Here is a 20,118-nt window from a genome sequence, read left to right on the forward strand (position 1 = left end):
CCGCGGGCTTCTGGGAGTGGGCTCGCGGGCCCCGGAACGGGTGGTTCAGGCAGGTGTGTCGTGCAGTGCCGTCGCCGCGACCCGGTCGAAGACCTCGCCGTCCGGCTCCTCGTGGTGAACGCGCTCGTTGAGGAGGTACGCCTGGGCCTCGCCCACGTGGAAATACATCCCGTGCAGTTCGAGCGCGCCCTCCTTCAGCGCCCGGGCCACGGAGTCGTGCGCCCGCAGGTGCTCCAACTGCTGCACCACGTTGGTCAGACAGAGCTGCTCGACGGCGTCGGCGGGTGCGCGTCCGGCGATGCGCGTCCAGGGCCGGTCCTTGGCGGCCATCCGCTCCAGACTCGGCAGCCCGTGCCGCAGCCACCGCTTCAACGGCGTCTGCGCGCCACCCGGTTCGGTGTTCATCAGCGCCTGCATCGCCCCGCAGCCGGAGTGCCCACACACGGTGATGGACCGCACCTGCAACACCTCCACCGCGTACTCGATGGCGGCCGCGACCGAGTCGTCGGCGCTCTCCTCGCCGGGGGGCGGTACGAGATTGCCGACGTTCCGTACGACGAAGAGGTCGCCCGGGCCGCTTGAAGTGATCATCGACGTGACCAGCCGGGAGTCGGCGCAGGTCAGGAAGAGCTGGGAAGGCTGCTGCCCCTCCCGCGCGAGCCGGGCCAGCTCGCCGCGCACGAGGGGCGCGGTGTTGCGCTGGAACGAGCTGATGCCGCTGGCCAGTTGATGCCCGCTCCGACGCCCGCCCTGCGGGGCGCTCTCGGGGCGCTCGCAGTGGTGGTTGCGCCAGGGCGTCCAGGGCCGGCAGTGGCAGTGCGAGGTCTCTCCGGTGCCCCCCTGGACGTGGGGCGCGGCCAGCCGGGCCCCGGTGCGTCCGGTCAGCTCGACGGAGCCGCCCTGCGCGAGGTGCGTGCTCTGCCAGTCGTGCAGCGATTCGTACGCCGCGTGGTCCATGAAGGAGCCGTCCAGCTCGACCACGGCATCGGCGCTCTGGGGCACGAGATGCAGGGTCCGGCTGAGGCGCGGCACGGCGAGGAACGTCAACTGCCCGCGTACGCGGACGTGGTGGACGCCCGCCGAGTCCACGTCGTGGGTGATCCGGGTGCGGGTGAGCCGGTGAAGGGCGACTCCGACGGCCACGGCGACGCCCAGCAGGACGCCCTCCAGCACACCGAGGACGACGACGCCGAGGGTCGTGACCGCGTACACCAGCACCTCTCGGTGGCGGGTGACCGTGCGGATGTGGTGCAGGGACACCATCTGGATTCCGACGGCCATCACCAGGGCGGCGAGCGCCGCGAGGGGGATCAGCTCCAGGACCGGGACCATCAGCAGGGCGGCCACCACCACCCAGACGCCGTGCAGCATCGTGGAGTTCCGGCTGACCGCTCCGGCCTGCACGTTCGCCGAGCTGCGCACGGCCACGCCCGCGACGGGGAGCCCGCCGAGCGATCCGGAGACGATGTTGGCGGCGCCCTGTCCGAGGAGCTCGCGGTCGAGGTCGGAGCGCTTCTGCTGGGTCGGCCGCCCGGCCGTGAGCTTGTCCACGGCGACGGCGCCGAGAAGCGACTGGACGCTGCACACCAGCGTGACGGTGAGCACGGCGGCGGTGATCCCGAGCGCCGGGCCCTCGGGCAGCCCGGCGAGCGCGTGGCTCCGCCAGGACGGCAGGTCGACCTTGGGCAGGGTGAGCCCGGCGAGCACCGCCGTCGTCGTGGCCGCGGTGACGGCGACGAGCGCGGCGGGCACCTTGCGAAGGGCCCGGCCCACGCGTCCGGGGATCCGGGGCCAGGCCAGCAGGAGGGCCAGCGTCAGGGCGCTCATGGACAGCGCCGCCACCTGGGGGTGGGCCAACTGTCCGGGCAGCTCCCGCATGTTGGCGATGACGGAGCTGCGCGGGGAGCCGCCGAGCACGATGTGCAGCTGGGCGACCGCGATGGTGATGCCGATGCCGGCCAGCATGCCGTGCACGATCGCGGGGCTGACGGCGAGGGCGGAACGGGCCACTCGCAGGAAGCCCAGGCCGAGTTGGGCGAGCCCGGCGAGGACGGTGATGGCGCAGGTCGTGCGCCAGCCGAACTTCTGGATGAGATCGGCGGTGACCACCGTGAGCCCGGCGGCGGGGCCGCTCACCTGGAGCGGGGCGCCGCCGAGGCGGCCGACCACCAGTCCGCCCGCGGCGGCGGCGACGAGCCCCGCCTGCAGCGGAGCCCCGGTGGCGAGGGCGATGCCCAGGGACAGCGGAAGGGCGATCAGGAAAACGGCGATCGAGGCGGACAGATCGGCGCCGGCGATCCGAGGGATGTGGGGGAGCCGGGGCGTTCGGCGGCGGCGCTCGGGCGGGCTGTGCGGCCGCCCCTCCTCCGGCATGTGCGATGAGTCGTCGGTGCGGGTGGGGACGCAGGCAGGCATGGTTCCCGTCTTCCTCCGGGGCTACGCGGTCGCTTGGGGCGCGGCCGTGGGTCACGGCGTACAGCGGCGGGATTTCTCAACGCTCGGTAAATGAATCGTAATGGAGAGTAAAGGATGTGTGCGAAAAAGTGGCGCAAATGGGTCAGTAATTCACTCCAGGGAGTGATTAATCATTTTGATCGGCTTGTCGTACTAATTCATTCCCGAAACCCCTGAGATCTTGGGGGAGCTGTCGGTTTCTGTCCGTTTTCTCGGGGTTATCCGGGATTCCATCGCACGGAGTCCCTTCCGCTTTGGCCCGACTGAAGGAAGAAGGTGGGCGAAACATGGCCGCCACTCAGAGGATCGCCGCGGGCGTCACGGCCGCCGCGGCCTGCGCTGCCGCGCTCGCCGGCTGCGGTATCGGTGACACCGACGTCGAGAAGGGCGCGCACGGTGACGGCGCCCGCGGCGCGACGAAGGCCGCGGGCGCCCCGGCACCCAAGAACGCGGTCCGTCTGATCGGCGACGGCTCCACCGCCTTCACCGGCGAGCAGCCGCACCTGCCGCGGCCCGAGAAGCTGAACCCCGGTCAGAAACCGCCCCAGTTCGTGGTCTTCTCCTGGGACGGGGCCGGCGAGGACAGCCAGCGGCTCTTCTCGCACTTCCGCAAGGTGGCCAAGGCCAACAACGCGACGATGACGTACTTCCTGAGCGGTGTGTACATGCTGCCGGAGGCGAAGCGTGAGCTGTACCGGCCGCCGCGGCACTCACCGGGCCGCTCCGACATCGGCTTCAATGACGAGCAGGGCATCAAGGACACCGTGCGGCAACTGCGCGGCGCCTGGCTCGAGGGCAACGAGATCGGCACGCACTTCAACGGCCACTTCTGCGGCGGCGGAGGCGGCGTGGGCCAGTGGTCGGTCGAGGAGTGGAAGGACGAGATCGCCCAGGCCAAGTTCTTCGTCAAGTCCTGGAAGAGCACCACGGGTACGAGGAAGGCCTCACCGCTGCCCTTCGACTACGACAAGGAACTCGTCGGCGCCCGCACGCCCTGTCTCGAGGGCCGGAAGAACTTCATGCGCGCCGCCCGGGAGCTGGGCTTCCGCTATGACACCAGTGGCGTCAACAACCAGGTCTGGCCCAAGAAGGAGAAGGGCCTGTGGGACCTGTCGATGCAGCTCGTCCCCGTCCCGGGGCGCGCCTTCGAGACGTTGACCATGGACTACAACTTCCTGGTCAACCAGTCGGGCGCCACCACCCGGGGCAACCCGGCCAAGCACAGATACTGGGGCGACCAGATGCGTGACGGCCTGCTCAAGGGCTTCGCCCGCGCCTACAAGGGCAACCGCGCGCCCCTGATCATCGGCAACCACTTCGAGTCCTGGAACGGCGGCACGTACATGCGCGCCGTCCAGGAGACCATCGAGAGTGTCTGCACCGAGCCCGAGGTGCGCTGCGTCTCGTTCCGTCAACTCGCCGACTGGCTCGACGTCCAGGACCCCAAGACCCTGGAAAAGCTCCGCACCCTCAAGGTGGGCCAGGCCCCGAGGGACGGCTGGACGTCGTTCCTCTCCGACTTCTCTGCCCTCTCCGAGCCGCCCGCCCCGGCCCCGAAGGGCGTCCCGGGGGCACCGGCGGTCATGCCGTAGCCCCCAGGGCGGGGTGGTCGGCCTCAGGCGTGCTGGGGCAGCGGCGCCTGCTCGCGCAGGACGAACTCGGGGTCGACCTGGGCGGCCAGGTCGGCGCCCGTTCGTTCGTTGCCCCAGGACTGGGCGTTCTTCAGATGGAAGTGGACCATCTGGCGCGTGTAACGCTCCCAGTCGCGCTGATCGTACGTGGCGTCGGCGGCGGCCTGGAGGGCGCGCAGCGCGCGGCGGTTGCCGTCCTCCAGCTGCTCGAACCTGGGCGGGCGGCCTTTCTCCATGGCGCGCACCCAGTCCGAGTGACCGACCGTCAGCAGCAGGTCGTCGCCGACCTCGCCCCTCAGGAAGTCGATGTCGTCCTGCCCCTGCACCTTGTTGCCGACGACCTTCAGGGTGACTCCGAAGTCTCGCGCGTACTCCTTGTACTGGCGGTAAACGGAGACTCCCTTCCGGGTCGGCTCGGCGACGAGGAACGTGATGTCGAATCGGGTGAACATGCCGGACGCGAAGGAGTCCGAGCCCGCCGTCATGTCGACGACGACGTACTCGCTCCGGCCGTCGACGAGATGGTTCAGGCAGAGCTCCACTGCACCGGTCTTGGAGTGGTAGCAGGACACTCCCAGGTCGGCCTCGGTGAACGGGCCGGTGACCATCAAACGGACAGCGTCGCCGTCAAGTTCCACCGGCCTCGCGCAGGCCTCGTACACCGGGTTGTCCTCGCACACCCGCAGCAGACGGGAGCCCTCGCCGGGCGGGGTCGTCTTGATCATCGTCTCGGTGGACGTGATGCGGGGGTTGGAACCACGCAGGTAGTCCTTGATGAGCGCGAGCCGGTCGCCCATGGCGGGCAGCCGCTGGGCCTCCGCGTCGTCCAGGCCGAGCGCGGGCCCGAGGTGCTGGTTGATGTCGGCGTCCACCGCCACGACAGGCGATCCGGTGGACGCGAGGTGGCGCACGAAGAGCGAGGACAGGGTGGTCTTGCCGCTGCCGCCCTTCCCAACGAAAGCAATTTTCATGTTCATTAAGGTACCGGCGCGGCGAGGTCCGAGGGCCGCCACACGTGAAGAAGACCACTCATTAGTGGGGCGCGGGCCTGGTGTGCGTAGGGTCGTACTCATGAGTACGACAGGTGGGAACGCCGACCCGCTCGCGGCGCTGGGGTCGCTGCCCGGCGTGGCCGAATCCGTGGAGTCCGTGCGCAAGGCCGTGGACCGGGTCTACGGGCACCGCATCATGCGGCGCCGCAGCAACGCGATCACCTCGGAGGCGGCGCTGCGCGGCGCGCGCGGTTCCGCGGCGCTGTCCGGTGCCGACTGGGCGCTCGAAGAGGTGCGCCGGCGGGCCGACTTCAGCGGCGACGACGAGGCGCGCGTGGTGGGCTCCGCTCTCAGGCTGACCGCCGAGGCGGGCCAACTCCTGTCCATCTGGCGACAGTCGCCCCTTCGGGTACTGGCGCGGTTGCACCTGGTGGCCGCCGCGGACAAGGGGGACGTGGTCGGGCGTCCACGGCGGGACGGCGAATCCGTCATCGAGACACCCGCGGCCGCCGCCGCGGGACCGCCGTTGATCGGGCTTCCGCTGCCGGACGCGGCCGAGGTCGAGGGCCGTCTCGACGGCCTTGCGCGGCTGGTGATCGCGGGGGGTTCCGCACCCGCCCTGGTGACCGCCGCGATCGTGCACGGCGAACTCCTCGCGCTGCGCCCCTTCGGTTCCCACAACGGCCTGGTCGCGCGCGCGGCCGAACGCATCGTCCTGGTCGGCAGCGGCCTCGACCCCAAGTCCGTCTGCCCGGCGGAGGTCGGTCACGGGGAACTGGGCCGCGCGGCCTACGCCTCGGCCCTCGAAGGCTATGTCTCCGGCACTCCGGAGGGTGTGGCGACCTGGATCGCCCACTGCGGCAGGGCGATCGAACTCGGCGCCAGGGAGTCGACGGCGGTGTGCGAGGCGCTTCAGCGAGGGGCGGCGTAGGCCTGTGGCCCTTTGATGGGCCGGCTCTGAATACCCCTGAACAGGGTTGCGGCGGTACGGGGTCCGTACCGCCGCTGGCATGTTCACCCGGTTACCAAGCGTCCTCGAGATATTGCCCATCAGGTCGGGAACTGTTGCCCGTCGCCTGGTGCGGCTGGCCCGTAATCGACGGGTCGACGTCGCGTGGGTGCCCGGTGTTCATGCGCGGTCCGTGGGGCCTCGGTTGCGTTTGAAGGTGATCCTCTCGGATGTCCTTGGTCTCGCGGGCCGTTAACCCCTTTGTACTCCAGGTCCGGAGGAAGCGGAACCCCTCGCTGTACTTCTTTACTTTTGGGCGCAAAGGTAGCGAATCGGGCGCGCTCGCGGCCCGTGGATCACACGGTTGCCGCGCGCCGACGGCTCGCGTACCAGACCAGACCCGCCGTGGCCGCCGCCGCCCCTATCGCCGCCGCGGCGACGAGGGCCGGTCGCGGCGGCACCGACAGCCGCTGCTTCAGCCGGACCGGGTGGTGGAAGTCGAGGATGGGCCACGCGCGCGCGTTGGCCTCGCGGCGCAGCGCGCGATCGGGGTTCACGGCGTGCGGATGGCCGACCGCCTCCAGCATCGGGATGTCGGTCGCCGAGTCGCTGTAGGCGTAGCAGCGCGAGAGGTCGTACCCCTCGGACGCGGCCAGCTCCTTGACGGCCTCGGCCTTCGTCGGGCCGTACGCGTAGTACTCCACCTCGCCCGTGAAGCAGCCGTCGTCGCCCACGATCATCCGGGTCGCCACCACCCGGTCCGCGCCGAGCAGTTCGCCGATCGGTTCGACGACCTCGGCCCCCGACGTGGAGACGATCACGACGTCCCGTCCGGCGATGTGGTGCTCCTCGATGAGGGAGGCGGCCTCGTCGTAGATGATCGGATCGATCAGGTCGTGAAGGGTCTCGGCGACTATTTCCTTCACTTGTTGGACGTTCCAGCCGCGGCACAGCGCTGACAGGTACTCGCGCATCCGCTCCATCTGGTCGTGGTCGGCGCCGCCCGCGAGGAAGACGAACTGGGCGTATGCGGTGCGCAGCACGGCCCGGCGGTTGATCAGACCGCCTTGGTAGAACGACTTGCTGAAGGTGAGCGTGCTCGACTTCGCAATGACCGTCTTGTCCAGGTCAAAGAAGGCCGCTGTGCGGGGCAAGGAGTGGTTTTCCACGGGGTCGAGCATATGCGCCCGCCATTCGGGCTAGTGTGGGGCGCGTGGGTTTGCCTGAGAGGGCTCTCGGGTACACCATGGAAGTCACGGATCGTTCGCGACCGTGCTAACCCGGTCCGGCTCCTCCCCCCCCGAGTCAGACCGTGGGGACGACCCCCGCTCTCCCCCCCGGCGGGGGTCGTCGCATGTCCGGGTGGGTTTTCAACCTTACTTTTTCGAACGCCGGGCCCTGTTGTACGGGCACCGGCGTTCCTCTGTGTCTGCACAGGATTCGTAACTGTCGGTAGTCGTCGTGCTGCTCTAAGAGAGTCGTACAACACTCACTCATCGGTCACTGGTTTGGGTGAAGGCGATATTCACAACCGTCGAGTTGTCCACAGTTATCGACCAAGATCCACACGATTTCCCGGATCGCTGCACCGTGATTCCAACGCGCACCGCTCGCGGAAGTTCATGGCCGGTTCCGATTGTCCGGCGGCTATGGCCGGTTCGTATCGGCGGTTCATATGGAGGGCCGGTTGCCGGTTCTTCGCGCGGGCGGGAATCGCGGGGCCGCAGGGGCGCCGCGAGGAAGCAGCGAAGGGGGCTGGAGATCGTGGCGGGAGCCATCACACACGACCGGCTGTCGGCCGCCGAGGGGCGGCAGGGCGGACCGTTGATCGTCACGGAGGACGTGGATCTGCTGGACGACCTGCTGCGGCTGTGCGCCGCGGCCGGCGCCAGGCCCGAGGTCCACCACGGGGTGCCGGAGCGCGGCGGTGGTTGGGAGACGGCGCCCCTGGTGCTCGTCGGTGACGATGCCGCGCGGCGGGTGCGTGGAGCCGCGCGCAGACGCGGAGTGGTCCTGGTGGGGCGGGATCAGGACGATTCCGGGGTCTGGCGGAGGGCTGTGGAGATCGGCGCCGACCATGTTCTGCTGCTGCCGGATGGCGAACAATGGTTGGTCGACCGGATCGCCGACGTGGCCGAGGGAGTCGGCCCGCCCGCCCTCACCGTCGGCGTGATCGGCGGTCGCGGCGGCGCCGGATCCTCCACGCTCGCCTGCGCGCTCGCGGTCATCTCGGCGCGCCAGGGAAGGCGCACGCTCCTCGTCGACGCGGATCCGCTGGGCGGCGGACTCGATGTACTCCTCGGCGGAGAGGCCGCAGAGGGGCTGCGCTGGCCGGACTTCGCCGCGTCGCACGGCCGGGTCGGCGGTGGCGCCCTGGAGGAGTCGCTGCCCTCGCTGCACGCCCTCCGAATCCTCAGCTGGGACCGCGGAGACCGCGTCACCATCGCACCCGAGGCCGTCCGGGCCGTGCTGGCCGCTGCCCGGCGCCGAGGTGGGGCGGTGGTCGTGGACCTGCCGCGCCGGATCGACGAAGGCGTCGCGGAAGCCCTCGCCCAGGTGGACCTCGGCCTGCTCGTGGTCCCGGCCGAGCTGCGCGCCGTCGCGGCGGCAGGGCGGGTGGCGTCCGCGGTCGGCATGCTCCTGAAGGACCTGCGCGTCGTGGTGCGCGGACCGTACGCGCCCGGTCTGGACGACAGGGAGGTCGCCCGACTCCTCGGGCTGCCCCTGGCCGGCGAAGTCCCGGTGGAGACAGGGCTGTTGGCGGCCCAGGAGCGAGGCGCACCGCCCGGCGCGGACGGCCGGGGGCCGCTGGCCCGCTTCTGCTCGACGTTCTGGGAGCGGACCGCTGCCGCGGGAAGGGCCGTATGAACGGGGGCACGCGCGTGCGTGGTGCCGCGCCGGGGCAGGCGGGGGCCTTGGGCGGGCGTATGGGGGCGGCGGGGTTGCCTTCGGATGTGGGGGCGGTGGGGTGGCGTACGGGTGCGGGTCCGCCTTCGCCTGCGGATGTGGGGCCTGCGGGTCGCCGTGGGAGTGGGGGTCTGGCTGCGGGTGTGGGGTCGGTGGGTCGGCGTACGGGCCTGAGTGGGCCCGCGGGGCGTCGTACGGGCCTGAGTGGGCCTGTGGATGCGGGCTCGGTGGGGCGGCGTGCGGGCGGGGATGCGGTTTCGGCTTCCGACACGGGGCTGTTGGTCGGGGTCCGGCAGTGGCTTGCCGAGAGCGGGGCCGAGCCGACTCCCGCGCGTGTGGCGCAGGCCCTGCGGGAACAGGGGCGGGTGCTCGGGGACGCCGAAGTCCTCGGGGCGGCCGAGCGGTTGAGGTCGGAGCTGGTCGGCAGCGGGCCGCTGGAGCCGCTGCTCGGTGATCCCTCGGTGACCGACGTGCTGGTCTCGGCGCCCGACCGGGTGTGGGTGGACCGGGGCGGCGGCCTGGAGCTGACGACCGTCTCCTTTCCGGACGCGGCGGCCGTACGACGCCTCGCGCAGCGCCTCGCGGCCGTGGCCGGGCGACGACTCGACGACGCGCACCCCTGGGTGGACGCCCGGCTCCCGGACGGCACCCGTCTGCACGCGGTACTGCCACCGGTGGCAGTCGGCTCGACGTGCCTGTCGCTGCGGGTCGTAAGGCCACGGGCCTTCACGCTCCCCGAGTTGGTGGCGGCGGGGACGGTACCGCCGGGCGGGGACCGGCTGTTGCGGGCGCTGCTCGACGCGAGGCTGTCCTTCCTGATCAGCGGGGGCACCGGCAGTGGCAAGACGACGCTGCTGAGCGCCCTGCTGGGCCTCGTCGGACCGGGCGAGCGGATCGTGCTCGCCGAGGACTCGGCGGAGCTGCGCCCCGACCATCCCCACGTCGTACGACTGGAATCCAGACCCGCCAACCAGGAGGGCGCCGGACTCGTCACGCTCCAGGACCTGGTGCGCCAGGCACTGCGGATGCGGCCCGACCGGTTGGTCGTCGGCGAGGTGCGAGGGCCTGAAGTGGTCGCCCTGCTGGCAGCCCTGAACACGGGTCACGAAGGCGGCTGCGGAACCGTCCACGCCAACGCGGCCTCAGGAGTGCCGGCCCGGCTGGAGGCGCTGGGCACGGCCGCGGGGCTCGACCGGGCCGCTCTGCACAGTCAGGTGGCGGCCGCGCTCTCGGTGGTCCTCCATCTCGTACGCGACCGGGCCGGGCGGCGGCGGATCGCCGAGGTGCATGTGCTGGAGCGGGATCAGGCGGGGCTGGTGGTCACGGTGCCGGCGTTGCGGTGGGGCGCGGAGGCTTTCAGGTACGAGCGGGGGTGGGAGCGGTTGCGGGGGCTGCTGGGCGGCATGGGGGACGGCTGGGAGTCCGGGGACTTGGGGGACTCCGGGGGCTCCGGGCGTCCTGGATCCTCCGGGACTTGGGGACGGCGGTCCGGCATCGGTGGGGTCGGTCAAGTCGGTCAAGTCGATGAATTCGGCGAGAGGGGTGAGGGGTTGTGACGGGGGTCGGTGAGGTGTCCGTGAGTGCGGCGATGGCGTGTGCCGGGGCGGCGGCCTGGCTGATGGGCGGGCAGGGGCCGGGGGCGCGGCGGGCGCGGTTGGTGTGTGCGGGTGGCGGAGCAGTGGGAGCCGGGCCACCGGCGTGGGAGCGGGCCGTGAGGGTTGGAGAGCGGCTGCGGCGGTGGCACCGGATGCGGGGCGAGTGGTGGGTCCTGGTCGCCGGGGCGGTGGTCGGTCTGCTCGGGGCGTCCGTGGTGCCGCTCGTCGCGGGGGCACTCGGGGTGCCCCTGGTCCGCCGGGCAAGGCGTGCCGGGGCGGCACGGCGGGCGCGGGAGCGGCGGGCCGACGCGGTGATCGCGCTGTGCGGGGCGCTCGCGGGAGAGGTGCGCGCCGGGCGTCAGCCGGGTGAGGCACTGCTCGGCGCCTCCCGTGACTCGGGCGGGCTCGGCCGCGCGCAGGCGGTGGTGATGGCGGCGGCCCGGTTCGGCGGGGACGTGCCCGGCGCACTCACCGACGCGGCACGACGACCGGGAGCCGAAGGACTGCTGGGCCTCGCCGCCTGCTGGCGGGTCGCCGTGGACAGGGGCGCCGGACTCGCGGCCGGGCTCGACCGGCTGGAGGGAGCGTTGCGCGCGGAGCGGGACCAACGAGCCGACCTGCGTGCCCAGTTGGCCGGGGCGCGGTCGACGGCCGTGCTGCTGGCGGGTCTGCCGGTGCTCGGACTGCTCCTCGGTACCGCGCTCGGCGCCGATCCGCTGCATGTCGTGCTGCACACCGGCGCGGGGCTGGGCTGTCTGTTCGTCGGCGGGGTCCTGGAGGGCGTCGGGCTGTGGTGGGTGCTGCGGATCGTACGGGGAGCGGAGGCGGGATGAGCGTGGAAGTTGTCCACAGGCTGGGGGCGGCGCTGTGCGTCGTGGTGGCGGTGTGGGCGCTCGCCCGGGCTTTGGGTGCGGCGCGGCGGAAGCGGAGGACGCAAAGGCGGTTGAAGGCTGTGGTGACCGGGGGCGCGAGGGCTGCAGTGGGTGCCGTGGGCACAGGGTCGGCCCTGGGCACGGGATCGGCCGTGGAGTCGGCGTCCGGCGGGCGGCGGCTGGTGATGCGCGGTGAGTTGAGGCGGTGGCTGCCGGTCTTCGGTGCGCTGAGCGTCTGTTGGGCCGTCGTCGGAGGTGCGGCCGGGGTCGTGGTCGGGCTCGTGGCCGGCTTCGGGATATGGCGGTGGCAGCGGAGACCGGCGCCGGTGGAGGAGTTCGACGCGGGGCTGGCCACGCGGCAACTGCCCCTCGCCGCCGATCTGCTGGCCGCCTGTATCGCGGCGGGTGCCAGTCCGGCGATGGCCGCCCAGGCGGTGGGGGAGGCGCTCGACGGGCCCGTGGGTCAGCGGCTGGCGCGGGGTGCGGCCGAGGTGCGGCTCGGGGGTGAACCGGCCGAGGCATGGCGGGGTTTGGCCGCCTTGTCCGGGGCTCGGGCGCTGGCCCGGTTGCTGGAGCGGGCGGGCGAGTCCGGCGTACCGGCGGCGGGTCCCGTCGCACGAATCGCCGCGGAGGCCCGCGCGGAGTGGGGGCGTACCGCCACGGCCCGTGCCCGGCGGGCGGGTGTCCTGGTCACCGCGCCGGTGGGGCTGTGTTTCCTGCCCGCGTTCATCGCCATCGGGGTTCTGCCTGTGGTGATCGGGCTCGCGGGCGGGGTGCTGGGCGGAGGTGGTGGGTGACGTACGGAACGGGGTGAACGACGAGTGGTCGGGGCCGGCCATGGGGCCAAAGGGCCGATGGGCAAAAGCCCGAGGTCCAACTTCAAAAGCCAACGGAACAGAGCTGTACGGGGGTTCGGATGAGCAAGGCAATGTGGCGAGTACGAGTACGAATGCTGGAGTCGGTGCGGGCGTGGGTCCTGGCGGGCCGGGGCTGGAAGGCGCGGAGGGATGCCGGGATGGTCACCTCCGAGTACGCGATGGGGTTGATCACGGCGGTGGGGTTCGCCGTGGTGCTCTACGAGGTGCTGACCAGCGGGCAGGTGCGGGGTGCTCTGCAGGACATCGTGGGGCGGGCGCTCAATGGGCAGTTCTGAGGCTGGGGCGTCCGGTGCGGACGTGTCTCTGGCGATGTCCCGGGACCGGGGTTTCGTGACGGCGGAGGCGGCCGTGGTGCTGCCGGTGCTGGTCGCGTTCACGATGGCGTTGGTCTGGGCGTTGATGGCGGCTGCCGCGTTGATCCAGTGCGTGGACGCGGCCCGGGCGGGGGCTCGCGCGGCGGCTCGGCAGGACCCGCCTGGCACGGTGCTGGCGGCGGCCCGTGACACGGCGCCGAGCGGCGCGCGGGTCACCGTCCGGCGAGAGGGCGACCTGGTGCACGTACGGGTCGAGGCGAAGGCACCGGGTCCCGACGCGCTGACCCTCGACCTGACACACGAGGCCGCGGCCCTGGCCGAGGAGACGGTGGGGGTGGGCGGATGAGGAGGGCAGGACTCCGGTTGCCTACGAGGGCCGCTACGAGAGCGAGTGCGCGAGTGGGTACGAGACCGCGTGGGCGGGCGCGTACGAGGGCCTTCGGCAGGGCGCCCGCGAAGGTCTTCGCGTCGGATCGTGGGTCGGCGACCGTCTGGACCGTGGGTGCGATCGCCGTGCTGTGCGTCGTGTTCGGTGCCGTCCTGGCGATGGGGCAGGCGGTGGTGATCCGTCACCGCGCTGGCGGGGCGGCCGACTTGGCGGCGCTCGCGGCGGCGGACCGCTGGATGGACGGCGGGACGGCAGCCTGCGCACAGGCGGACCGGGTTGCACGCGCCCAGGGCACCCGGGTCGTGCGGTGCGCCGTCCAGGGCGAGATCTCGGACGTCACGGTCGCGGCGGGACGGGGACCGTTGACGGCGGAAGTGCGGGCCAGGGCGGGCCCGGCGGGGCCGGTGGGGCCTGTGGTTCCGGCCGGTCCTTCCGGATCGGTGGCATCGGCGGGGTCGGCCAGGTCGGCGGGGTCGGAGGGATCAGCGGAATCGACGGGGTCGTCGGTGGGATCGGCCGGCCCCGGCGCACCTGCCGCGTCGGCCGGAGTGGCTGGCCGAGCTGGCGAGGAGGTGGGGCCGCAACCCTGAGCCCCCAGCCCCAGCCCCAGCCCTCAGCCCCGAGCCCTCAGCCCCAGCCCCCAGCCTCAGCCCCGAGCCCTCAGCCCCAGCTCCCAGCCTCAGCCCCGAGCCCTCAGCCCCAGCTCCCAGCCCGAGCTCCCAGCCCTCAGCCTCAGCCCTCAGTCCTCCGCCATAGTCCGGCGGGCGACGCCTCCGCTCGCCCTGCTCTCGCCGCTCTCGCCGCCCTTCCCGGGCTCCTCGGGCTTCTCGGCCTCGGTCGGCTTCTCCGGTGCGCCCTTCAGCAGCACCGTCAGCAAGCGCACGGCCCCCCGTTTGTGCAGCGGCTCGTTGCCGTTGCCGCACTTGGGGGACTGGATGCAGGACGGGCAGCCGGCGTCGCACTCGCAGGAGGCGATGGCCTGGTGGGTGGCGGTGAGCCACTCGCGGGCCGTGTGGAAGGCGCGTTCCGCGAAGCCCGCGCCGCCGGGGTGGCCGTCGTACACGAAGACGGTGGGCATCAGGGTGTCCGGGTGCAGCGGGACGGAGACGCCGCCGATGTCCCAGCGGTCGCAAGTCGCGAAGAGCGGCAGCATGCCGATCGAAGCGTGTTCGGCGGCGTGCAGTGCGCCGCCGAGGATCTCGGGGTTCACGCGGGCGGCGTCGAGCTGGTCCTCGGTGACCGTCCACCACACGGCACGGGTGCGCAGCGTACGAGGAGGGAGGTCGAGCTTCGACTCGCCCAGCACTTCACCGGTGATGACACGACGACGCAGGAAGGAGACGACCTGGTTGGTGACTTCGACGGAGCCGTAGCACAACCGGCCGTCGCCCCAGGGGACTTCGACGTCCGTCTCCAGGACGGAGATGGCGGTGGTGTCGCGGGCGACCGTCGAATATGGGGGGTTGGCCTCCTCGACCAGGGCGACCGAGTCGTCCAGGTGCAGCTCCTTCACCAGGTACGTACGGCCCTGGTGGAGGTGGACGGCGCCTTCGTGGACGGTGGCGTGTGCGGCCGCCGCGTCGACCGTGCCCAGCAGGCGCCCGGAACCGGTCTCCACGATCTGTACCGGACTGCCGCCCCCGCCGCGGATGTCGGCCAGATCGGCGGCCCGCTCCCGGCGTGTCCAGTGCCATGCCTTCGTACGGCGGCGCAGCAGCTTCGCGGCCTCCAACTGCGGCAGCAGCCCGGCGGTGGCGGGACCGAAGAGAGGCAGGTCCTCGTCGGTCAGCGGCAGTTCGGCGGCTGCCGCGCACAAGTGGGGTGCGAGGACGTACGGGTTGTCGGGGTCGAGGACGGTGGATTCCACCGGCTGGTCGAAGAGGGCCTCGGGGTGGTGGACGAGGAACGTGTCCAGCGGGTCGTCGCGGGCGACCAGGATCGCCAGCGCCCCCTGCCCGGAGCGGCCGGCGCGGCCCGCCTGCTGCCACAGGGAGGCCCGGGTGCCCGGGTAGCCGGCGATGACGACGGCGTCCAGTCCGGAGACGTCGATACCGAGTTCGAGGGCGGTGGTGGCGGCGAGGCCGAGCAGTTCGCCGGAGTGGAGGGCCTGTTCCAGGGCGCGGCGTTCCTCGGGGAGGTAGCCGCCGCGGTAGGCGGCCACGCGGCGGGCCAGGGAGCGGTCGCCCGCGGCGCCAGCCGCTGATGTCACTGCGGCGAGGCGTTCCTGGGCGATCACCGAGATCAGCTCGGCGCCGCGGCGGGACCGTACGAAGGCGACCGAGCGGACACCCTGCACGGTCAGGTCGGTGAGGAGGTCGGCGGTCTCGGCGGTGGCGGTTCGGCGGACGGGAGCGCCCTTCTCGCCGTGGAGTTCGGTGAGGGGCGGTTCCCAGAGGGCGAACACCAGTTCACCGCGGGGTGAGGCGTCGTCAGCGACCTCCAGTACCGGCAGGCCGGTGAGACGGGAGGCCGCGATCGAGGGCTCGGCGGCGGTGGCCGAGGCCATGAGGAAGACGGGAGAGGAGCCGTAGCGGGCGCACAGGCGGCGCAGCCGGCGCAGCACTTGGGCGACATGGGACCCGAAGACGCCCCGGTAGGTGTGACATTCGTCGATGACGACATAGCGCAGGGCGCGCAGGAAGGAGGACCAGCGGGGGTGTGAGGGAAGTATCCCGCGGTGCAGCATGTCGGGGTTGGTGAGGACGTAGTTGGCGTACTGGCGTACCCATTCGCGCTCTTCGACGGGCGTGTCCCCGTCGTAGACCGCGGAACGTACGGCATTGCCCAGAGGTTGTGAAAGTTCCTTCACCGATCGACGCTGGTCCGCTGCCAGTGCCTTCGTCGGGGCGAGGTACAGAGCGGTCGCGCCACGGCCGTTCGGCGCCTCGGAGCCGTCGAGGAGCGTCGAGAGGACCGGGACGAGATACGCCAGGGACTTTCCGGAGGCCGTGCCCGTGGAGACGACCACCGAGTCGCCGTCGAGGGCGTGCTCGGCGGCGAGTGCCTGGTGGGCCCAGGGGTGTTCGATTCCCGCGGACTGCACGGCGGCGATGACCTCCGCGCGGATCCGGTCGGGCCACACGGCATGACGACCCTCACGTGGGGGCAAGTGCTCCGTATGAGTGATGCGCGAAGCCCGGCTCGGCCCCGAGGCGAGCCGGTCCAGGATCTCGCCCGGCGAGGGGCGGGATGCGGTGTCCGTCGAGGTTCGATCGGATCGGTGATTCTTGGCCATCGGCATCGAGTGTGTCACTGGCGTGACGGACAATGGACCCAAGGCGTCGTGCACGCCTGCCGGTAAGTGATTGAATGCCATCGCGGCTGGCGAACCGTCCCGGGGGCTCTGCCGAGGTGTCCCTTGGGATGACCGCTCGATTAGCAAGGTGCTGGAGGATCCGTGGACCTGTCCCTGTCGACCCGTACCGTCGGCGATCGTACGGTCGTCGAGGTCGGTGGCGAAATCGATGTATATACCGCGCCCAAGCTGCGCGAGCAGTTGGTCGAGCTGGTGAACGACGGCAGTTTTCACCTCGTCGTAGACATGGAGGGCGTGGACTTCCTCGACTCCACCGGGCTCGGCGTTCTGGTCGGCGGCCTGAAGCGGGTGCGTGCCCATGAGGGTTCGCTCCGGCTCGTCTGCAATCAGGAGCGCATTCTGAAGATCTTCCGCATCACCGGCCTCACCAAGGTGTTCCCGATCCACACCTCGGTCGAGGAAGCGGTGGCGGCCACCGACTGACCGGCCGTGGACCGGCCCGTCCCTGACTGGCCGGTCAGCGGCCGACAGCCGGATCCCGGGCCAGGCCCGGGAGGCAGAAGTCAATGGAGGGGGGCCGGGTCTCGGCGACCCGGCCCCCGACCGCACGCCCGTAGTTCCGAGGGGGATGCATGGCCACCGTTGAACTCCGCTTCAGCGCGCTGCCCGAGCACGTCAGGACCGCCCGACTGGTGGCGGCAGCGGTGGCGCGCAGGGCCGGAGTGGACGAGGCCGTTCTCGATGAGGTCAGGCTCGCCGTCGGCGAGGCCTGCACCCGGGCCGTCGGCCTGCACCAGAGTGGCGGAATCTCGGCGCCGGTGCGGGTGTCGCTGATCGAGGAGGAGAAGCAGTTCTCCATCGAGGTCGGCGACGAGGCCCCGCACACGGTTCCCGGCGACAAGACGTCGGGCGCCCATGGTGGAGCCAGTGACGCGGACGTCGAGACCGAGGAGGACGAGATGGGCCTCGCGGTCATCAGCGGCCTCGTGGACGACGTCGAAGTCACCGCCGGTGAGAACGGCGGCCTGATCAGGATGAGCTGGCCCACCACGCCGCCGGCTGCGCTCGTTACCTGATCCACCCCCTGGTACTGCCTCAACATGTGCGAAAGGGCCCTGCTCAGCAGGGCCCTTTCGCATGTCAGGACCGGCTCGACGCCCTGCCCGGACCTGATGCGCGGTCATCTCCGGATCAAGCTCCGCCTTTTCGTGAATGAATTCACTATCCGGATTACGATCAACAATACGATCGTCTTTACGCCACGCCGGGCGCCAATGGATCACGGTCAATGCTTTTGAGGCATTACCACTTTCGGGTTCGGTGATGGTCCGCGGATCATTTGCTGAAGAGCACGTGAAGGCTGATTCCACTTACCGCGCACTGTTTTGATCAGGTTCCGGTACCTACAATCCGTCCACATCTTGAGCTCGGTCCAAGCGTCAAGGAGGACGAATGGCGGGGCTTTCTACCCCTCATCAGTTTGACCAACCCACAACCTTCGCAGCCGCAGTACTGACCGACGACAATCGTCTCATCGTGATGGTCATCGCGGCCGTCGCCCTTGCGGCGCTTGTCGTCGCCGGGGTCCTGGTACGCCAGGTACTCGCGGCGGGCGAGGGCACCGAGAGCATGAAGAAGATCGCGGTGGCGATCCAGGAGGGCGCGAATGCCTACCTGGGCCGGCAGATGCGCACGCTCGGCGTTTTCGCCGTCGTGGTGTTCTTCCTGCTCATGCTGCTGCCCGCGGACGACTGGAATCAGCGCGCCGGACGATCGGTCTTCTTCTTGATCGGCGCGGCGTTCTCGGCGACCACCGGCTATATCGGCATGTGGCTCGCCGTGCGCAGTAATGTCCGCGTGGCCGCCGCGGCCCGGGAAGCGACTCCGGCGGAGGGTGAGCCCGAAAAGGATCTCACCGCCGTCTCGCACAAAGCCATGAAGATCGCTTTCCGCACGGGCGGCGTCGTCGGCATGTTCACCGTGGGGCTCGGACTCCTTGGTGCGTCCTGTGTGGTTCTCGTCTACGCGGCCGACGCGCCCAAGGTCCTGGAGGGCTTCGGTCTCGGCGCCGCGCTGATCGCCATGTTCATGCGTGTCGGCGGTGGCATCTTCACCAAGGCCGCCGACGTCGGCGCCGACCTGGTCGGCAAGGTCGAGCAGGGCATTCCGGAGGACGACCCGCGCAATGCCGCGACCATCGCGGACAACGTGGGCGACAACGTCGGCGACTGCGCCGGCATGGCCGCCGACCTCTTCGAGTCGTACGCCGTCACGCTCGTCGCCGCGCTGATCCTCGGCAAGGCGGCGTTCGGTGACTTCGGGCTCGCCTTCCCGCTGATCGTGCCCGCGATCGGCGTACTCACCGCCATGATCGGCATCTTCGCCGTGGCTCCGCGCCGTGCGGACCGCAGCGGGATGAGCGCCATCAACCGCGGGTTCTTCATCTCCGCGGTGATCTCGCTTGCGCTCGTCGCGGCGGCGGTCTTCGCCTATCTGCCGTCCTCGTACGCCGATTTGGACGGCGTCACGGACGAGGCCATCCTCGGTCATGCCGGCGACCCGCGGTTCCTCGCGCTCGTCGCGGTGGCCATCGGCATCGTCCTGGCCGCGCTGATCCAGCAGCTGACCGGCTACTTCACCGAGACCACCCGGCGTCCTGTCCGGGACATCGGCAAGACCTCGCTGACCGGCCCGGCCACCGTCGTCCTCGCCGGTATCTCGCTCGGTCTCGAATCGGCCGTCTACACCGCCCTGTTGATCGGCCTCGGCGTGTACGGGGCCTTCCTGCTCGGCGGTACGTCCATCATGCTGGCGCTCTTCGCGGTGGCCCTGGCCGGTACCGGTCTGCTCACCACGGTCGGCGTCATCGTCGCCATGGACACCTTCGGTCCGGTCTCCGACAACGCGCAGGGCATCGCCGAGATGTCCGGCGACGTCGAGGGCGCGGGCGCGCAGGTGCTCACCGACCTGGACGCCGTCGGCAACACGACCAAGGCCATCACCAAGGGCATCGCCATCGCCACCGCGGTACTGGCGGCGGCGGCGCTCTTCGGCTCGTACCGCGACGCGATCCTCACGGCCGCGAACGAAGTGGGCGAGAAGGTCTCGGGGCCCGGCGCGCCCATGAACCTGATGATGGACATCTCACAGCCCAACAACCTGGTCGGGCTCATCGCGGGCGCCGCGGTCGTCTTCCTCTTCTCGGGGCTGGCGATCAACGCGGTCTCGCGGTCCGCCGGGGCCGTGGTCTACGAGGTGCGGCGGCAGTTCCGCGAGCACCCCGGGATCATGGACTACACCGAGAAGCCCGAGTACGGGCGCGTCGTCGACATCTGCACCAAGGACGCGCTGCGCGAGCTGGCCACACCGGGTCTGCTCGCCGTACTGACGCCGATCGCGATCGGCTTCACGCTCGGGGTCGGCGCGCTCGGCTCGTTCCTCGCGGGAGCCATCGGCACCGGCACGCTGATGGCGGTGTTCCTCGCCAACTCCGGTGGCGCGTGGGACAACGCGAAGAAACTCGTCGAGGACGGCCACCACGGCGGCAAGGGCAGCGAGGCCCATGCCGCGACGGTGATCGGCGACACGATCGGCGACCCCTTCAAGGACACCGCGGGGCCGGCGATCAACCCTCTCCTGAAGGTGATGAACCTGGTGGCGCTGCTCATCGCGCCCGCGGTCGTCAAATTCAGCTACGGCGAGGACAAGAGCGTGGGCATGCGGGTTCTCATCGCGGTGCTCTCGCTCGCCGTCATCGTGGGCGCGGTGTACGTGTCCAAGCGGCGAGGCATCGCCGTGGGTGACGAGGGCAACTCCGAGCGGGTGGCCAAGTCGGTGGATCCGGCGGTGGTTTCGTAGCCATCGGGTAGCCGGCCGGGGCAT

16 protein-coding genes are annotated in these 20,118 nt (G+C 71.0%); 12 read left to right on the top strand and 4 right to left on the bottom strand.

Annotated features, from left to right (window positions below; translation table 11 throughout):
- Positions 1-45: 45 nt before the first annotated feature.
- Positions 46-2,415, bottom strand: coding sequence for a bifunctional SulP family inorganic anion transporter/carbonic anhydrase (locus JEQ17_RS25685; RefSeq protein ID WP_200397405.1), 2,370 nt, complete (start codon positions 2,413-2,415; stop codon positions 46-48).
- A 326-nt stretch (positions 2,416-2,741) separates the two neighbouring features.
- Between JEQ17_RS25685 and JEQ17_RS25690 the strand changes: the two genes are divergently transcribed.
- The gene (locus JEQ17_RS25690; protein WP_200397406.1) at positions 2,742-4,046 is read left to right on the top strand and encodes a polysaccharide deacetylase family protein; all 1,305 of its coding nucleotides are present in this window, start codon (positions 2,742-2,744) and stop codon (positions 4,044-4,046) included.
- Between the two features lie 23 nt (positions 4,047-4,069).
- Here JEQ17_RS25690 and JEQ17_RS25695 read toward each other — a convergent pair whose 3' ends face one another.
- Positions 4,070-5,062, bottom strand: a complete 993-nt coding sequence (locus JEQ17_RS25695; RefSeq protein WP_200397407.1) for an ATP-binding protein — start codon at positions 5,060-5,062, stop codon at positions 4,070-4,072.
- A 94-nt stretch (positions 5,063-5,156) separates the two neighbouring features.
- On the opposite strand from JEQ17_RS25695, the gene JEQ17_RS25700 reads away from it, so the two are divergent.
- Complete coding sequence (locus tag JEQ17_RS25700; protein ID WP_200397408.1) at positions 5,157-6,008, top strand: Fic family protein; 852 nt, start codon at positions 5,157-5,159, stop codon at positions 6,006-6,008.
- Positions 6,009-6,382: 374 nt separating this feature from the next.
- Here JEQ17_RS25700 and JEQ17_RS25705 read toward each other — a convergent pair whose 3' ends face one another.
- The gene (locus tag JEQ17_RS25705; RefSeq protein WP_200397409.1) at positions 6,383-7,207 is read right to left on the bottom strand and encodes an HAD family hydrolase; all 825 of its coding nucleotides are present in this window, start codon (positions 7,205-7,207) and stop codon (positions 6,383-6,385) included.
- Between the two features lie 583 nt (positions 7,208-7,790).
- Here JEQ17_RS25705 and ssd point away from each other — a divergent pair.
- The 7 genes from ssd to JEQ17_RS50895 all read left to right on the top strand — a co-directional run bounded on the left by ssd (position 7,791) and on the right by JEQ17_RS50895 (position 13,570).
- Positions 7,791-8,894 carry a septum site-determining protein Ssd gene (gene ssd / locus JEQ17_RS25710; RefSeq protein ID WP_200397410.1) on the top strand — a complete coding sequence of 368 codons (1,104 nt, stop codon included), beginning with the start codon at positions 7,791-7,793 and terminating at the stop codon, positions 8,892-8,894.
- Between the two features lie 266 nt (positions 8,895-9,160).
- Entirely contained in the window at positions 9,161-10,489 is a 1,329-nt protein-coding gene (locus JEQ17_RS25715; protein ID WP_407700083.1) for a TadA family conjugal transfer-associated ATPase, read from the top strand.
- Between the two features lie 32 nt (positions 10,490-10,521).
- The gene (locus JEQ17_RS25720) at positions 10,522-11,361 is read left to right on the top strand and encodes a type II secretion system F family protein (RefSeq protein WP_200401716.1); all 840 of its coding nucleotides are present in this window, start codon (positions 10,522-10,524) and stop codon (positions 11,359-11,361) included.
- Positions 11,358-12,197, top strand: a complete 840-nt coding sequence (locus JEQ17_RS25725) for a type II secretion system F family protein (protein WP_200397411.1) — start codon at positions 11,358-11,360, stop codon at positions 12,195-12,197. The genes JEQ17_RS25720 and JEQ17_RS25725 overlap by 4 nt, the downstream gene beginning before the upstream one ends.
- 119 nt (positions 12,198-12,316) lie before the next feature.
- Positions 12,317-12,553, top strand: a complete 237-nt coding sequence (locus JEQ17_RS25730; RefSeq protein WP_200397412.1) for a DUF4244 domain-containing protein — start codon at positions 12,317-12,319, stop codon at positions 12,551-12,553.
- Positions 12,540-12,938 (top strand): TadE family type IV pilus minor pilin, encoded by a 399-nt coding sequence (locus JEQ17_RS25735; RefSeq protein ID WP_200397413.1) that lies wholly within the window; start codon positions 12,540-12,542, stop codon positions 12,936-12,938. The genes JEQ17_RS25730 and JEQ17_RS25735 overlap by 14 nt, the downstream gene beginning before the upstream one ends.
- A complete protein-coding gene (locus tag JEQ17_RS50895) occupies positions 12,935-13,570 on the top strand; it encodes an Rv3654c family TadE-like protein (RefSeq protein ID WP_200397414.1) in 636 nt (211 codons plus the stop codon). The genes JEQ17_RS25735 and JEQ17_RS50895 overlap by 4 nt, the downstream gene beginning before the upstream one ends.
- Before the next feature lie 149 nt (positions 13,571-13,719).
- On the opposite strand, the gene JEQ17_RS25745 is transcribed toward JEQ17_RS50895, so the two are convergent.
- Positions 13,720-16,296, bottom strand: a complete 2,577-nt coding sequence (locus JEQ17_RS25745) for a DEAD/DEAH box helicase (protein WP_234048370.1) — start codon at positions 16,294-16,296, stop codon at positions 13,720-13,722.
- Between the two features lie 81 nt (positions 16,297-16,377).
- Here JEQ17_RS25745 and bldG point away from each other — a divergent pair, with 81 nt between their 5' ends.
- The 3 genes from bldG to JEQ17_RS25760 all read left to right on the top strand — a co-directional run bounded on the left by bldG (position 16,378) and on the right by JEQ17_RS25760 (position 20,094).
- The gene (gene bldG / locus JEQ17_RS25750; RefSeq protein ID WP_003975386.1) at positions 16,378-16,719 is read left to right on the top strand and encodes an anti-sigma factor antagonist BldG; all 342 of its coding nucleotides are present in this window, start codon (positions 16,378-16,380) and stop codon (positions 16,717-16,719) included.
- Between the two features lie 149 nt (positions 16,720-16,868).
- Positions 16,869-17,312 carry an ATP-binding protein gene (locus JEQ17_RS25755; protein WP_200397415.1) on the top strand — a complete coding sequence of 148 codons (444 nt, stop codon included), beginning with the start codon at positions 16,869-16,871 and terminating at the stop codon, positions 17,310-17,312.
- Between the two features lie 376 nt (positions 17,313-17,688).
- Positions 17,689-20,094: a sodium-translocating pyrophosphatase gene (locus tag JEQ17_RS25760; RefSeq protein ID WP_200397416.1), complete on the top strand. Its 2,406-nt coding sequence runs from the start codon at positions 17,689-17,691 to the stop codon at positions 20,092-20,094.
- The last annotated feature ends 24 nt before the right edge of the window (positions 20,095-20,118 follow it).

This window comes from Streptomyces liliifuscus, assembly GCF_016598615.1.
In the GTDB taxonomy this organism is placed as follows: domain Bacteria; phylum Actinomycetota; class Actinomycetes; order Streptomycetales; family Streptomycetaceae; genus Streptomyces; species Streptomyces liliifuscus.

Excerpts from the sequence above, each read along its gene's own strand:
- JEQ17_RS25755 (WP_200397415.1), top strand. The coding sequence starts at position 16,869 with ATGGCCACCGTTGAACTCCGCTTCAGCGCGCTGCCCGAGCACGTCAGG.
- JEQ17_RS25700 (WP_200397408.1), top strand. The coding sequence starts at position 5,157 with ATGAGTACGACAGGTGGGAACGCCGACCCGCTCGCGGCGCTGGGGTCG.
- JEQ17_RS25690 (WP_200397406.1), top strand. The coding sequence starts at position 2,742 with ATGGCCGCCACTCAGAGGATCGCCGCGGGCGTCACGGCCGCCGCGGCC.
- JEQ17_RS25695 (WP_200397407.1), bottom strand. The coding sequence starts at position 5,062 with ATGAACATGAAAATTGCTTTCGTTGGGAAGGGCGGCAGCGGCAAGACC.
- JEQ17_RS25720 (WP_200401716.1), top strand. The coding sequence starts at position 10,522 with ATGGCGTGTGCCGGGGCGGCGGCCTGGCTGATGGGCGGGCAGGGGCCG.
- JEQ17_RS25705 (WP_200397409.1), bottom strand. The coding sequence starts at position 7,207 with ATGCTCGACCCCGTGGAAAACCACTCCTTGCCCCGCACAGCGGCCTTC.
- JEQ17_RS25745 (WP_234048370.1), bottom strand. The coding sequence starts at position 16,296 with ATGGCATTCAATCACTTACCGGCAGGCGTGCACGACGCCTTGGGTCCA.
- JEQ17_RS25685 (WP_200397405.1), bottom strand. The coding sequence starts at position 2,415 with ATGCCTGCCTGCGTCCCCACCCGCACCGACGACTCATCGCACATGCCG.
- JEQ17_RS25760 (WP_200397416.1), top strand. The coding sequence starts at position 17,689 with ATGGCGGGGCTTTCTACCCCTCATCAGTTTGACCAACCCACAACCTTC.
- JEQ17_RS25735 (WP_200397413.1), top strand. The coding sequence starts at position 12,540 with ATGGGCAGTTCTGAGGCTGGGGCGTCCGGTGCGGACGTGTCTCTGGCG.
- JEQ17_RS25725 (WP_200397411.1), top strand. The coding sequence starts at position 11,358 with ATGAGCGTGGAAGTTGTCCACAGGCTGGGGGCGGCGCTGTGCGTCGTG.
- JEQ17_RS25730 (WP_200397412.1), top strand. The coding sequence starts at position 12,317 with ATGAGCAAGGCAATGTGGCGAGTACGAGTACGAATGCTGGAGTCGGTG.
- JEQ17_RS50895 (WP_200397414.1), top strand. The coding sequence starts at position 12,935 with ATGAGGAGGGCAGGACTCCGGTTGCCTACGAGGGCCGCTACGAGAGCG.